The 13,349-nt window shown below is 69.3% G+C and carries 11 protein-coding genes; 6 read left to right on the plus strand and 5 right to left on the minus strand.

Annotated elements, in window-relative coordinates:
* Nucleotides 1–42 precede the first annotated feature (42 nt).
* From ACTIF1_RS03430 to gyrA, 3 genes are read right to left on the minus strand one after another with little or no spacing between them, the layout of a single operon-like run.
* Entirely contained in the window at nt 43–624 is a 582-nt protein-coding gene (locus tag ACTIF1_RS03430) for a peptidylprolyl isomerase (RefSeq protein WP_439594964.1), read from the minus strand.
* Entirely contained in the window at nt 621–1,142 is a 522-nt protein-coding gene (gene coaD / locus ACTIF1_RS03435) for a pantetheine-phosphate adenylyltransferase (RefSeq protein WP_439594965.1), read from the minus strand. The genes ACTIF1_RS03430 and coaD overlap by 4 nt, the downstream gene beginning before the upstream one ends.
* The gene (gyrA, locus tag ACTIF1_RS03440; protein WP_439594984.1) at nt 1,135–3,897 is read right to left on the minus strand and encodes a DNA gyrase subunit A; all 2,763 of its coding nucleotides are present in this window, start codon (nt 3,895–3,897) and stop codon (nt 1,135–1,137) included. Before gyrA ends, coaD begins: the two co-directional genes overlap by 8 nt.
* A gap of 349 nt (nt 3,898–4,246) precedes the next feature.
* Here gyrA and ACTIF1_RS03445 point away from each other — a divergent pair, with 349 nt between their 5' ends.
* Nucleotides 4,247–5,086, plus strand: coding sequence for a class I SAM-dependent methyltransferase (locus ACTIF1_RS03445; protein WP_439594966.1), 840 nt, complete (start codon nt 4,247–4,249; stop codon nt 5,084–5,086).
* A gap of 3 nt (nt 5,087–5,089) precedes the next feature.
* Here ACTIF1_RS03445 and ACTIF1_RS03450 read toward each other — a convergent pair whose 3' ends face one another.
* Both ACTIF1_RS03450 and ssb read right to left on the minus strand, forming a co-directional pair.
* Nucleotides 5,090–5,968, minus strand: a complete 879-nt coding sequence (locus ACTIF1_RS03450; protein WP_439594967.1) for a metal-dependent hydrolase — start codon at nt 5,966–5,968, stop codon at nt 5,090–5,092.
* 109 nt (nt 5,969–6,077) lie between these two features.
* Complete coding sequence (gene ssb / locus ACTIF1_RS03455) at nt 6,078–6,638, minus strand: single-stranded DNA-binding protein (protein ID WP_439594968.1); 561 nt, start codon at nt 6,636–6,638, stop codon at nt 6,078–6,080.
* Nucleotides 6,639–6,836: 198 nt separating this feature from the next.
* On the opposite strand from ssb, the gene uvrA reads away from it, so the two are divergent.
* The 5 genes from uvrA to ACTIF1_RS03480 all read left to right on the plus strand — a co-directional run bounded on the left by uvrA (nt 6,837) and on the right by ACTIF1_RS03480 (nt 13,301).
* Nucleotides 6,837–9,713: an excinuclease ABC subunit UvrA gene (gene uvrA / locus ACTIF1_RS03460; protein WP_439594969.1), complete on the plus strand. Its 2,877-nt coding sequence runs from the start codon at nt 6,837–6,839 to the stop codon at nt 9,711–9,713.
* 92 nt (nt 9,714–9,805) lie between these two features.
* Nucleotides 9,806–10,237, plus strand: a complete 432-nt coding sequence (locus tag ACTIF1_RS03465; protein ID WP_439594970.1) for a hypothetical protein — start codon at nt 9,806–9,808, stop codon at nt 10,235–10,237.
* A 68-nt stretch (nt 10,238–10,305) separates the two neighbouring features.
* Nucleotides 10,306–11,841: an ABC transporter substrate-binding protein gene (locus ACTIF1_RS03470; RefSeq protein ID WP_439594971.1), complete on the plus strand. Its 1,536-nt coding sequence runs from the start codon at nt 10,306–10,308 to the stop codon at nt 11,839–11,841.
* Nucleotides 11,838–12,770, plus strand: coding sequence for a nucleoside hydrolase (locus ACTIF1_RS03475; protein WP_439594972.1), 933 nt, complete (start codon nt 11,838–11,840; stop codon nt 12,768–12,770). The genes ACTIF1_RS03470 and ACTIF1_RS03475 overlap by 4 nt, the downstream gene beginning before the upstream one ends.
* A gap of 72 nt (nt 12,771–12,842) precedes the next feature.
* Nucleotides 12,843–13,301, plus strand: a complete 459-nt coding sequence (locus ACTIF1_RS03480; RefSeq protein ID WP_439594973.1) for a helix-turn-helix domain-containing protein — start codon at nt 12,843–12,845, stop codon at nt 13,299–13,301.
* Nucleotides 13,302–13,349 lie beyond the last annotated feature (48 nt).

A 13,349-nucleotide genomic window follows, 5' to 3' on the forward strand; every position in this document is an offset into this window, starting at 1 on the left:
GATCCTTCCGTGTGTCTTTGAATCCTGGGGAGCGAATCCGCCTCAGCGCGCGTCGGCTGCCACCCGCATCGCGCGGATGCGATCCGCCGGCTGCGGCACCATGCCGGACGGCCCCTGCCCGCGCTTGATCTTGTCCACCGCCTCCATCCCCGCCACCACGCGGCCCCAGATGGTGTATTGCCCATCCAGGTTCGGCGCCGGCGCGAACATGATGAAGAACTGGCTATTGGCGCTGTTCGGATTGCTGGTGCGCGCCATGCCGCAGGTGCCGCGCAGGAAGCGCGCCCGGTTCGCCGGCGTGAATTCGGCCGGCAGGTCGGGCAGGTCGGAGCCGCCGGTGCCGGTGCCCGTCGGGTCGCCGCCCTGCGCCATGAAGCCCTCGATCACGCGATGGAAGGGCGTGTTGTCGTAAAAGTTGCGGCGCGCCAGCAGCTTGATGCGCTCCACATGGCGCGGCGCCAGCTCCGGCAGCAGCTGGATGGTCACGCGGCCATCCTTCAGCTCCAGGAACAGCGTATTCTCCGGGTCCGTCGGCGCCTGGGCCCGCGCCAGGCCGGCGCCGAGCAGCGGGGTGGCGAGGCCGGCGCCGAGCAGGCTGCGGCGGAGCATCTTGGGTCCGGTCATTCTGCGGCATCCTTGCGATGACGCACGCGCGCCAGCGTGCGTTCCAGGGTCAGCTTCGGCACGAAGGAGGTCACGTCGCCCCCGAGGGTGGCGACCTCCTTCACAAAGCGGGAGGAGATGAACTGGTTCGTTTCGCTCGCCATCAGGAAGACGGTTTCGACATCCGGCGCCAGGCGATGGTTCATGCCGGCCATCTGGAATTCGTAGTCGAAATCGGAGACGGCGCGCAGGCCGCGGATGATCATCCGCGCGCTGGACTGCCGCGCGAAATCGATCAGCAGGCCGGTGAAGGGCACCACCACGATCTCGCTGCCCACCTGGGCGGCGATGGTATCCGTCTCCGCCCGCACCAGCTCCACCCGCTCATCCAGCGAGAACAGCGGGCCCTTGCCGGAATTGATGGCGACGCCGACCACCAGCCGGTCCACCAGCCGCGCGGCGCGGGCGATGACGTCCAGGTGGCCATTGGTCACCGGGTCGAAGGTGCCGGGATAGATGCCGATCCGCAGGTCAGACATCGGCGCCGCCCTCCGTCTCCGGCGTCGCATCCGGCTCGGCCAGGGATTCGGGCGCATCGACCGCGGCTTCCACCTGGGTCTCCACCTCCTCCACCACCGGGAAGCAGGAGGTGACGCGCTCCGTCTCGCCGAGCCGCAGCAGGGTCACGCCCATGGCGCCGCGGCCGGTGACGCGGATCTGGTCCGCCGGCAGGCGGATCAGCCGCCCGCCATTGGTCACCAGCATCACGCCGTCGCCCGGCCGCACGGCGAAGGTGGCCACCACCTCCCGCCCCGTGCGCTGGCTGAGGGTGATATTGGTGATGCCCTGGCCGCCGCGGCCGGTGACGCGGTATTCATAGGCGCTGCTGCGCTTGCCGAAGCCGCGATCGGTCACCACCAGCAGGATCTGTTCGAGGCGATCGAGCTCCGCCAGCCGCTCCGCGGAGACCGGCCCAGCATCGGCATCGGCGTCGGCATTGCCTTCCTCCGCCTCCTCGGCCGCGGCACTGGCCGCAACCTCGGCATCCGGCGCCACATCCTCGCCGGCCGCGCGGCGGCGCTGGGCGCTGTGGCGCAGGAAGGCGGCGCGCTCATCCGGCGAGGCCTCCACATGCGTCAGCACGGCCAGCGAGATCACCTCGTCCTTGTTCAGCAGGCGGATGCCGCGCACGCCGCTGGAATCGCGGCCGGCAAAGACGCGCAGCTGGTCCGATTCCGCCTGGAAGCGGATGCAGCGGCCATTGCGGGTCGCCAGCATCACGTCATCGCCCTCGCGGCAGGTGGCGACGCCGATCAGGCTGTCGCCCTCGTCCAGCTTCATGGCGATGAGGCCCATGGCGCGGACATTCTTGAAGTCGGACAGCTTGTTGCGCCGGACATTGCCCTGCGCCGTGGCGAAGACCAGGTGCAGGTTCTCCCACAGGCCTTCGTCCTGCGGCAGCGGCAGCACCGCCGTGACCTGTTCCCCATCCTGCAGCTGCAGCACCTGGCGCAGGCTGCGGCCGCGGCCCGTGGCGCCGCCTTCCGGCAGCTGCCAGATCTTCTCGCGGAAGGCGATGCCGCGCGAGGTGAAGAACAGCACCCATTGATGGGTATGCGCGACGAAGCTGCGGACGACGATGTCATCCTCCCGCGTCGCGGCGCCTGAGCGGCCACGGCCGCCGCGGTTCTGGCTGCGGAAGACGTCGAGGCCGGTGCGCTTCACATAGCCGTCGCGCGTCAGGGTCACCACCATGGTGCCGGGCTCGATCAGGCTCTCGTCGTCCTGGTCGGCGATGCCGTCGACGATGTCGGTCATGCGCGGCACGGCGATCTGCGCGCGCACCGCCACCAGCTCCTGCGCCATCAGCTCCAGCCGCCGGGGGCGGGAGGAGAGGATGTCCAGCAGCTCGGTGATCGTGGCCGCCACCTCGGACAGCTCGGCGTTGATCTTCTCCCGCTCCAGCCCGGTCAGGCGGCTGAGGGTCAGCGCCAGGATGCCGCGCGCCTGCTCCTCGGTCAGGCGGACCGTGCTGGCCTCGCTGATCGTGTTGCGCACGTCATCGACCAGCGCCAGCAGCGGCGCCACATCGGCCGCCGGCCAGTCGCGCGCCATCAGCTCCGCGCGCGCCGTCGCCGCATCCGGCGCGGCACGGATCAGGCGGATCACCTCGTCGATATTGGCCACCGCGATGGCCAGGCCGATCAGCTGGTGGCCGCGATCGCGCGCCTTGGCCAGGCGGAAGCGGGAGCGCCGCAGGATCACGTCCTCGCGGAACTTCAGGAAAGCCATCAGCGCGTCGCGCAGCCCCATCAGCCGCGGCCGCCCCTCATCGAGCGCGACGAAGTTCACGCCGAAGGAGGTCTGCAGCTGGGTGAAGCGATAGAGCTGGTTCAGCACCACCTCCGGCGTCGCATCCTTCTTCAGCTCGACGACGATGCGCAGCCCGTCGCGATCCGACTCGTCGCGCAGGTCGGAAATGCCCTCGATCGCCTTGGCGCGCACCAGCTCCGCGATCTTCTCGATCAGGGTCGACTTGTTGACCTGGTACGGAATTTCCGTGACCACGATCATCGACCGCCCGCCGCGCATCTCCTCGATCGTGGCCCGCGCCCGCAGCGGAATGGAACCGCGGCCGGTCTCGAAGGCGGCGCGGATGCCGGCGCGGCCCAGGATCAAGCCACCGGTCGGAAAGTCCGGGCCGGGAATGATCTTCATCAGCTCATCGAGGCTGGTGGCCGGATCCTCGATCAGCTTCAGGGCGGCGTCGATCACCTCGCCGGGATTGTGCGTCGGGATATTGGTCGCCATGCCGACGGCGATGCCCTGCGCGCCATTGACGAGCAGGTTCGGGAAGGCGGCCGGCAGGACGCGCGGCTCGCTTTCCGATTCGTCGTAGTTCGGCTGGAAGTCGACCGTGTCCTCGTCGATCCCCTCCAGCAGGGCGGAGGCGGACTTGGCCAGGCGGACCTCGGTGTAGCGCATCTGCGCCGGCGGATCGCCGTCCATCGAGCCGAAATTGCCCTGGCCGTCGATCAGCGGCACGCGCATGGAGAAGTACTGCGCCATCCGCACGGTCGCGTCGTAGATCGAGGCATCGCCATGCGGATGGTACTTGCCCATCACGTCGCCGACGACACGGGCCGATTTGCGATGCGGCTTGTCCGCGACGTAGCCGGACTCGTGCATGGCATAGAGGATGCGCCGATGCACCGGCTTCAACCCGTCCCGCGCATCCGGCAGGGCGCGCGCGACGATGACCGACATGGCGTAGTCCAGGTAGGACCGGCGCATCTCCGCCTCGAGCCCGACCGGTTCGATCTCATTCGGCCCGGGGGTGGGTTCGCCCGGCGGCGGTGACGTGTCGCTCAACGCGGATTCCTCATCGATGGCCCTGCACGGCAAGGCCGGGCAAAGGCGGCGCCAGACGTAGCGGGGGCCGGCGGGGTTGGATTAGGCAATTCCCGGCCCCGGCGGAAGGGGTGCAACCGCGCAGGAGACGGCGATTCCCGCCCCGGAGCCGGGCCCGCCACCGCCGCAACGCCGCGTTTCGCATCCGCCGGTCCTGGCTTAGCATGAATGACGAAAGGCCGCATGCGGCGGCGGAAAGGGTGGCGATGCGGCAGGCGGGCGGGTTCCAGGCATGACGCTGCCCTATATCGACCAGCTTCTGGGCCAATTGGCGCGCGGCAACCCGGCGCTGGAACGCAGCTTCGGCCGCCATATCCATTGGGGCTACTGGCCCGACCCGGCCAGCGCCCGCCCCGATTCGCCCGAGGATTACGGCCGGGCCGCGGAACGGCTGAGCCTGGAGTTGCTGGCCCTCGCCGAGATCCGCCCCGGCATGCGGGTGCTGGATGCCGGCTGCGGCTTCGGCGGCACCCTGGCCACGCTGGACGAACGGGTGGAGCGGCTGGACCTGGTTGGCCTGAACATCGATCCACGGCAGTTGCAGCGCGCCGCCCGCCTGGCGCAGCCGCGGCCCGGCAGCGCCATCAACTTCGTCGCGGCCGATGCCTGCACCCTGCCCTTCGCCGATGCCAGCTTCGACCGCGTTCTGGCGGTGGAATGCATCTTCCACTTTCCCTCCCGGAGCGCCTTCCTGGCGGAGGTGCGGCGGGTGCTGCGCCCGGGCGGCGTGCTGGTTCTGTCGGATTTCGTCCCCTCCCCGCTCTTCGCGCCGCTCGGGCGTCTGACGAAACTGAAGGCGCTGCGGCGGATCAATCTGCTGGGGGAATGCGACACCTCCTGCACCGCGGCCGGCTACCGGGCGCTGGCAGCGCGGGCCGGGCTGCGGGTGACGACGCTGCGCGACATCACCCGCCATACCCTGCCTACCTATGCCTTCCTGAAGCACCTGGCCCGGCAGGCCGGCGGCAGCCGGCTGGTGGCCGGCTTCAGCGGGCCGCTGATCGGGCTGCTGGATTTCTATGGCCGCAGCGGGCTGCTGAAATACAGCCTGCTGCGCTTCGACCGGGGCTGACGCTCAGCCGGGATATGGCGCGTGGTCCTGCAGGCCGAAGCCGGGGTTCTCGCGCTTCCATTCCTCAAGTAGCGGCCGGTCATCCTGGTCCCAGGGATGAAAATCGCGGCGGTAATAGGCCAGGTAGCTCTGCGCCGAGACGGTGGCGAAGAGATTGCCCAGGCTCGGCCCTGCCTTGCTGTCACCTGCCTTGCGCCCGCGCCCGCGGAGCGCCAGCTTCACCCGCACCACCGTGAAGGCCACCAGAAGCCCGATGGCGCCGAAGGTGCTGACCATGGCCATGGCCGCGATGCGATGCAGCCAGGCCAGAAGGCCGCGGCCGAAGACATGCTCATAGACGTCGAAGCAGACCGCCTTGTGCTCGATCTCCTCCGCCGCATGCCACAGCCAGAGGCCGGCAAAGGCAGGGTCCGTCCCCTCCCGCGCCAGCCAGCGGCGGGACAGCAGGCGTTCCGCCAGCATCGCCGTGAAGTGCTCCAGCGCGCAGGTGATGGCCAGCCGCGTCGCCGGCGGCAGGAAGATCCGCGCCGCGCCCAGCAGCACCTTCGCGACGGTCTCGAGCTCCGCCCCCAGCACATTCGCCTCGCGCAGCGCGGCGTTGGAGCGTTCATGCTCCTTGGAGTGCATCGCCTCCTGGAAGATGAAGCGGGAGGCGGCCTCCTTCAGCGCGGGATCGGTGATGCGATCCTTGTAGTGCGCGACGGAGCGGACGAAGAAGGTCTCGCCGGCCGGGAACAGGAAGGAAATGGCGTTGAGGCCGTCCTCCGTCACCCGTGGAAGGCGGGTCCACGACCTTGCGGCGACCGCATCATAGGCCAGGCGCACGCGGCGCCGGATGATCTCGATCGGCGTCTGGCGCGGGTGAGAGGTCGGAGGAATCACGTAAAATAGACTACGTGACCCTCCGTCTTGCAGCAAGCGCAAGCCCCGTCGTGGGGCTACCTCGCCGCGTCTATTCCACCCGACTCGGGACGGTTATCTGAGAAACGTCTCAGAACGGGATATCGTCGTCCAGGTCGCTGCCGCCCTTCGCAGGCGCGCTGCGGCCGCCGCCGCCAGATCGCGCGCCGCCGCCGCTATTGTCCCAACCGCCACCGCCGGAGCGTGCCGGCGCCGAGGAGCGGCCACCGCCGCCCCCGCCATAGCCGCCACCACCGCCATAGCCGCCGGATTCACCACCGTCGCCGGGATCGGCCCCACCGCCCGCACGCCCACCCAGCAGCGCGAGCTCGCCACGGAACTGGCGCAGCACGATCTCGGTGGAGTAGCGGTCGGCGCCCGCCTGGTCCTGCCACTTGCGGGTCTCCAGCTGGCCCTCGACATAGACCTCGGAGCCCTTCTTCAGGTACTTCTCGGCGATCTCGCCCAGCTTCTCATTGAAGATGGCGACCGAATGCCATTCGGTCCGCTCCTGCTGGTTGCCCTCGCGGTCCTTGTAGCGTTCCGAGGTGGCCAGGCGCAGGTTCACCACCCGGCCGCCATTCTGGAAGTTCCGGACTTCCGGGTCGCGGCCAAGCCGGCCCACCAGGATAACTTTGTTGACACCGGCCATGGCCGCAATTCCCTCGATCTCAACCGCCGAGGCTAGCCGGAAGGCGAGGTTCCTGCCAGTCGCAGCAGCACTGCGCCGCGCGCGCCTCGCAAAACCCCTTCCCGACCCACCTATATGGTGGCAGATTAACCAGAACACATTGTGAACGCCAGCCCGTCCTGCGGGTCCGGCGTCCCTTCGAAAATCGGTGGACCATCCATGAGCGGCCAGATCCGCGTCCGCGGCGCGCGGGAGCACAACCTCAAGAACATCGACATCGACATCCCGCGCGACACGCTGACGGTGGTCACGGGCCTGTCGGGCTCCGGCAAGTCGTCGCTCGCCTTCGACACCATCTATGCCGAGGGCCAGCGCCGCTATGTCGAATCCCTCTCCGCCTATGCGCGGCAGTTCCTGCAGCTGATGCAGAAGCCGGATGTGGACAGCATCGAGGGCCTGTCGCCGGCGATCTCCATCGAACAGAAGACCACCAGCCACAATCCGCGTTCCACCGTCGGCACGGTGACCGAAATCCACGACTATATGCGCCTGCTCTGGGCGCGGGTCGGCGTGCCCTATTCGCCGGCGACCGGCCTGCCGATCGAGGCGCAGACGGTCAGCCAGATGGTGGACCGCATCATGGCCATGCCCGAGGGCACGCGGCTGCTGCTGCTTGCCCCCGTCGCCAAGGGCAAGAAGGGCGAGTTCAAGAAGGATTTTCTCGAATTCCAGCGGCGCGGCTTTGAGCGGGTGAAGGTGAACGGCACGCTGCACCAGATCGCGGAGGTGCCAAACCTCAACAAGAAGCTGAAGCACGATATCGAGGTAGTCGTGGACCGCATCGTGGTCCGCGAAGGCATCGAGGCGCGGCTCGCCGACAGCCTGGAGACGGCGCTGGGCCTGGCGGACGGCGTGGCCTATGCCGAGCCCGCCGATGGCGGCGAGCGCACGGTCTTCTCGCAGAAATTCGCCTGCCCGGTCTCCGGCTTCACCATCGAGGAAATCGAGCCGCGGCTGTTTTCCTTCAACAGCCCGCAGGGCGCCTGCCCCACCTGCGACGGCCTCGGCACGCAGAATTTCTTCGACCCGCAGCTGGTGGTGCCGGATGACACCAAGTCGCTGAAGGATGGCGCGGTGCAGCCCTGGGCCGGCGCGCAGTCGCCCTATTACGACCAGACGCTGGAAAGCCTGGCACGGCACTTCAAGGTCTCGATGACCACGCAGTGGGGCGACCTCACCAAGGCTTTTCGCCAGGTGGTCATGCACGGCACCGGCAGCGAAGTCGTGACCTTGAAGTACAAGGACGGCCTGCGCGCCTATGACGTGAAGAAGGCCTTCGAGGGCGTCATCCCGAACCTCGAACGCCGGTATCGCGAAACCGACAATCCCTGGGTGCGCGAGGATCTCTCCCGCTACCAGGCCTCCCGCCCCTGCCCCGCCTGCAACGGCCATCGCCTGAAGCCCGAGGCGCTGTCGGTGAAGATCGCCGGCGAGCATATCGGCATGGTCAACGACCTCTCGATCATCAAATCGAGAAAATGGTTCGCGGGGGTGATGCCGACGCTGACGCCGCAGCGGCAGGAAATCGCGCGCCGCATCCTGCGGGAGATCGAGGAACGCCTGCAGTTCCTGGTCGATGTCGGGCTGGATTATCTCAGCCTCGGCCGGTCTTCCGCCACGCTCTCCGGCGGTGAATCGCAGCGCATCCGGCTCGCCTCGCAGATCGGCTCGGGGCTCACCGGCGTGCTCTACGTTCTGGACGAGCCCAGCATCGGCCTGCATCAGCGCGACAACGAACGCCTGCTGAAGACCCTTCGGCGGCTGCGCGACATCGGCAATACGGTGCTGGTGGTGGAGCATGACGAGGATGCGATCCGCAGCGCCGACCACCTGATCGATATCGGCCCCGCCGCCGGCAAGGGCGGCGGCCGCATCATCGCCCAGGGGACGCCGGCGGAGGTGGAGGCGAATCCCGAAAGCGTCACCGGCCATTATCTCTCGGGCAAGCGCCGCATCCCCATGCCGGCGACGCGGCGCCCCATCGACCTGAAGCGCATGGTCCGCGTGGTGGGCGCGCGCGGCAACAATCTGAAGGATGTGACGGCGGAAATCCCGCTCGGCACCTTCTGCTGCATCGCCGGCGTTTCGGGCGGCGGCAAGTCCACGCTGATCATCGAGACGCTGTTCAAGGCGGCCTCCCGCCGCCTGATGGGCAGCGGCGAGGTCCCTGCCCCGCATGAGCGGATCGAGGGTCTGGAGCATCTCGACAAGATCATCGACATCGACCAGTCGCCGATCGGCCGCACGCCGCGCTCCAACCCCGCCACCTATACCGGCCTCTTCGCACCGATCCGCGACTGGTTCTCGGAGCTTCCCGATTCACGGGCCCGCGGCTATGCGCCCGGCCGCTTCAGCTTCAACGTCAAGGGCGGCCGCTGCGAGGCCTGCCAGGGCGATGGCGTGCTGAAGATCGAGATGCACTTCCTGCCGGACGTCTACGTCACCTGCGATACCTGCAAGGGCAAGCGCTACAACCGCGAAACCCTGGAAGTGAAGTTCCGCGGCAAATCCATCGCCGACGTGCTGGACATGACGGTGGATGAGGGCGCGGAGTTCTTCTCTGCCGTGCCCGCCATCCGCGACAAGCTGGTGGTGCTGCGCGATGTCGGCCTCGGCTATATCCATCTCGGGCAGCAGGCCACCACGCTGTCGGGCGGCGAGGCGCAACGGATCAAGCTGTCCAAGGAACTGTCGCGCCGCGCCACCGGCCGCACGCTCTATATTCTCGACGAACCAACGACGGGCCTGCATTTCGAGGATGTGCGAAAGCTGCTGGAGGTGCTGCATGCGCTGGTCGCGCAGGGCAATACCGTGGTGGTGATCGAGCACAATCTGGAGGTCATCAAGACCGCCGACTGGGTGCTGGATCTCGGCCCTGAGGGTGGCGAGGGCGGCGGGCGGATCGTCGCCAAGGGCACGCCGGAACAGGTCGCGGCCGAGCCGGAAAGCCATACCGGCCGCTTCCTGGCACCGATCCTGGCCCGCGAAGGCGAAGTGCAGGCGCCCATCCCGGTGAAGAAGCGCAAGCGGGCGTGAGCCGCCTCACCATCGCTTGAGGCGCGCGGGCCAGGCCACGCCCTCGCCGCATTCCGGAGCTTGGTGAGGGCTCCACAGGATGCGGAGATCGCATGGCACGCCCCCCCGCCCGCCGCCCGCTGCTGCTCGCCCTGCCCGCCCTGCTGCTGGCCCGCCCCGGCCTGGCGCAGGGCCAGGTGGAGGAGCTGCGCGGCCGCCTCACGCCCGATACCTCCGAAAGCTTTGGGCGCTTCGTCGCCGACCACCTGGACCAGGTCATCTCCCTCCGCCTCGCCCTGGCAGCCGAACTGGGCGCCGTGGCGGAGGAGGGCCGGCTGCGGCTGAGCCTCGACCAGCCGGAGCGCATGCAGGTGACCTTCTTCGGCGGCCACAGCCCGCAGCCCGCCGGCTTCGCCATCGATTCGGTCTATCGGGTGCGGAATGACGGCATGCAGATGGGTATTCTCATCTATGGCCTGGACCCGCTGCCGGAAGCGGAGGCCCGCCGCGCCCGGGCATCGGTGCGGCCCATCATGCTGGGCTGAGCTTGCCGGGGCCGTCAGGCGGCGGCAGTGTCCGCCGCCTTTGCACCCGGAAGCGACACACCCTGCCCATGCGCCTGCCCCTTCTCGCCACCGCCCTCGCGCTGGCCGCCCTTCCCGCCGCGGCGCAGGAGTTGCGGATCGGTCTCGCGGCGAACATCACCTCGCTCGACCCGCATTTCCACGTCATCGGCTCCAACAGCGCGCTGGCCCGCAACATTTTCGATGGCCTGGTGAACCAGGACGACCGGCAACAGCTGGTGCCGGGCCTGGCCGAATCCTGGCGTGCCGTGGACGGCACCACCTGGGAATTCGTGCTGCGTGAGGGCGCGCGCTTCCATGACGGCGCGCCGGTCGCCGCGGAGGATGTCGCCGCCAGCCTCCGGCGCATCCCGAAGGTGCGGAACAGCCCCTCCTCCTTCCTGCCCTTCGTGCGGCCGATCACCGGCATCCAGGTGGTGGATGCCCGCACCATCCGCCTCACCACGGCCGAGCCCTTCCCCCTGCTGCCCGGCGCGCTCAGCCGCATCGCCATCCTGCCCGCGGCGGTCGAGGATGCGGAGACCAGCGACCTCAATGCCGGCCGCGGGCTGAACGGCACCGGCCCCTATCGCTTCGTCGCGCATCAGCCGGGCGATCGGGTGGAGCTGGCCGCGGTGGACCCCACGAATCCCTGGCAGCGCGTCAGCTTCCGCTTCGCCACCAACAATGCCGGCCGCGTCGCCGGGCTGCTGGCCGGCGACCTCGACCTGATCGAGCAGGTGCCGACGCCGGATGCCGAAAGGCTGCGCCGCGCGCCGCGCATCGCCATGGCCAGCGCCGCCTCCAACCGCGTGATGTATCTGCACCCCGACCAGGACCGGGACCGCACGCCCTTCGCCACCGCCAAGGATGGCAGCGCCATCGCCAATCCCTTCCGCGATGCCCGCGTGCGCCGCGCCCTGTCGATGTCCATCAACCGCGCGGCGCTGGTCGAGCGCGTGATGGATGGCGAGGGCGCGCCCGCCGGCCAGCTGGTGCCAGAGGGCTATTTCGGCCATGCCCCCGCCATCGCCGCGCCGAGCTTCGACCTGCCCGGCGCCCGCCGCCTGCTGACCGAGGCCGGGCTGCCCAACGGCTTTGCCCTCACCTTCCACGCCACCAACGACCGCTACCCGAATGACGAGCGGGTGGCCCAGGCGCTGGCGCAGATGTGGACCCGCGCCGGCATCGCAACCCAGGTGGTGGTGCAGCCCGGCAGCGTCTTCTTCACCCGCGCCAGCGCCCGCGACTACACGCTGATCATGGGCGGCGCCGCGGCCGAGACGGGCGAGGCTTCCTCCGTCCTGCGCCCGCTGCTCGCCACCTTCGACGCGGCGCGCGGCGACGGCTCCGGCAATCGCGGCCGCTATTCCAACGCCGAGTTCGACCGCCTGCTGCATCAGGCCCTGGCGACGGTCGAGGACGCGCCGCGGGAGGCGCTGCTGCGCCAGGCGACGGAGCTCGCCATCGGCGAGATGGGCGTGATCCCGGTGTTCTTCCTGGCCAATACCTGGGCCTCCCGCGCCGGCATCACCTACCGCCAGCGCTCGGACGGCTACACCCTGGCGGGGAATGCCGGGCGATGAGGATCCTCATCGATTGCGATCCGGGCGTGGATGACGCCATCGCCCTGCTGCTGGCGCTCGCCTCGCCGGAGCTGGAGGTGCTGGCCGTCACCACGGTGGCCGGCAATGTCCCGGCCGAGCGGACCTTCGAGAATGGCCGCCGCGTGGTGGCGCTGGCCGGGCGGCCGGAGGTGCCGGTGCATCGAGGCTGCGAAGGCCCGCTGCTTGGCCCGGTGCTGCGCGGCAAATACAGCGGCGAGGGCGGCCTCGGCGGCTCGCTGCTGCCCGAAAGCGCGGCGCCGGTCGCAGCCGGGCATTCGGTGGATGTGCTGATCGCGCATCTGCTGGCGGCTGCGGAGGCCGGCGCGCCGATCACCGTCTGCACGCTCGGCCCGCTGACCAACCTGGCCGTCGCCCTGGCGCGAGAGCCGGGGATCGTCCGCGGCATGGACCGAATCGTCGCCATGGCGGGCGCCTTCGCCGCCGGCGGCAACCGCACGCCGAGCGCCGAATTCAACGTGCTGGCCGATGCCCATGCGGCGGAGATGGTGCTGCGCTGCGGCGTGCCGGTGGTGCTGGCGCCGCTCGACCTCACCTTCCAGGCCCTGGCGACCCCGGCGCGCGTGGCGGATCTGCGGGCGCGCGGTGGCCGGATCACCAGCCTCGCCGCCGACCTCATCACCTTCTACGACCGCAACGACCCCGCCCGCTACGGCGAGCCCGGCGGCCCGCTGCACGACCCGACCGTGATCGCCTACCTCCTGCGGCCGGAGCTGTTCGGCGGAAGGCCGGCACATGTGGCGGTCGAGCTGACCGGGCAGCACAGCTTCGGCCAGACGGTCGGCGACTTCTTCGGCACCACGGGCAAGCCGCACAACGCGACGGTGCTGAACCGCCTGGACGCGCCCGGCTTCTTCGACCTGCTGTGGGAAAGGCTGACCCGGAGCTAGAGCGTTTTCACCTCAGCCGGAATCGGATTGGGGATTCCGGCACGGGTCGTCAGTGTGATTCATAGGCGTCCGGTGATCTGGCCGGAGGGTGTGATGGCGTGGCGGTCTGGGCTGGCCTACTCGCAGGATCTGCGCGAGCGGGTGCTGGCGGCGGTGGACGCGGGGCGGGCGGTGCGCGAGGTCGCGTCGCTTTTCCGGGTCAGCATCTCCTATATCTACAAGGCGCTGGGGCGCCGCGCGGCAACGGGCGACGTGGCACCGCGGCGCGGTGGTGGCAGCCGCCCGCCAAAGCTGGCTGGACATGAGGCGGCGCTACTGGCTCATCTTCGCGCCAAGCCCGACGCAACGCTGGCCGAGTTGCGCCGCTGGCTGTTTGAAGTGCGCGGCGTGAGCGTCAGCAATGCCTGCATCTGGACCGGGCTCGAGCGGCTCGGCTGGACGCTCAAAAAAAGTCACAGCGGGCGGCGGAGCAGGACCGCGCCGATGTCGCCGCGGCCCGCGTCGCCTGGCGGGCTGACCAGCCCGGGCTGAACCCCGCTCGCTTGGTCTTTCTCGACGAGAGCGGCTTCGCGACAAACA

It is taken from the genome of Falsiroseomonas sp. (assembly GCF_051860665.1).
GTDB lineage: Bacteria > Pseudomonadota > Alphaproteobacteria > Acetobacterales > Acetobacteraceae > Falsiroseomonas.

What these genes read in the sequence shown, in the direction of transcription:
- ACTIF1_RS03430 (WP_439594964.1), bottom strand. Translation starts at nt 624, where the DNA reads ATGACCGGACCCAAGATGCTCCGCCGCAGCCTGCTCGGCGCCGGCCTC.
- coaD (WP_439594965.1), bottom strand. Translation starts at nt 1,142, where the DNA reads ATGTCTGACCTGCGGATCGGCATCTATCCCGGCACCTTCGACCCGGTG.
- uvrA (WP_439594969.1), top strand. Translation starts at nt 6,837, where the DNA reads ATGAGCGGCCAGATCCGCGTCCGCGGCGCGCGGGAGCACAACCTCAAG.
- ssb (WP_439594968.1), bottom strand. Translation starts at nt 6,638, where the DNA reads ATGGCCGGTGTCAACAAAGTTATCCTGGTGGGCCGGCTTGGCCGCGAC.
- ACTIF1_RS03465 (WP_439594970.1), top strand. Translation starts at nt 9,806, where the DNA reads ATGGCACGCCCCCCCGCCCGCCGCCCGCTGCTGCTCGCCCTGCCCGCC.
- ACTIF1_RS03475 (WP_439594972.1), top strand. Translation starts at nt 11,838, where the DNA reads ATGAGGATCCTCATCGATTGCGATCCGGGCGTGGATGACGCCATCGCC.
- ACTIF1_RS03470 (WP_439594971.1), top strand. Translation starts at nt 10,306, where the DNA reads ATGCGCCTGCCCCTTCTCGCCACCGCCCTCGCGCTGGCCGCCCTTCCC.
- ACTIF1_RS03445 (WP_439594966.1), top strand. Translation starts at nt 4,247, where the DNA reads ATGACGCTGCCCTATATCGACCAGCTTCTGGGCCAATTGGCGCGCGGC.
- gyrA (WP_439594984.1), bottom strand. Translation starts at nt 3,897, where the DNA reads ATGCGCCGGTCCTACCTGGACTACGCCATGTCGGTCATCGTCGCGCGC.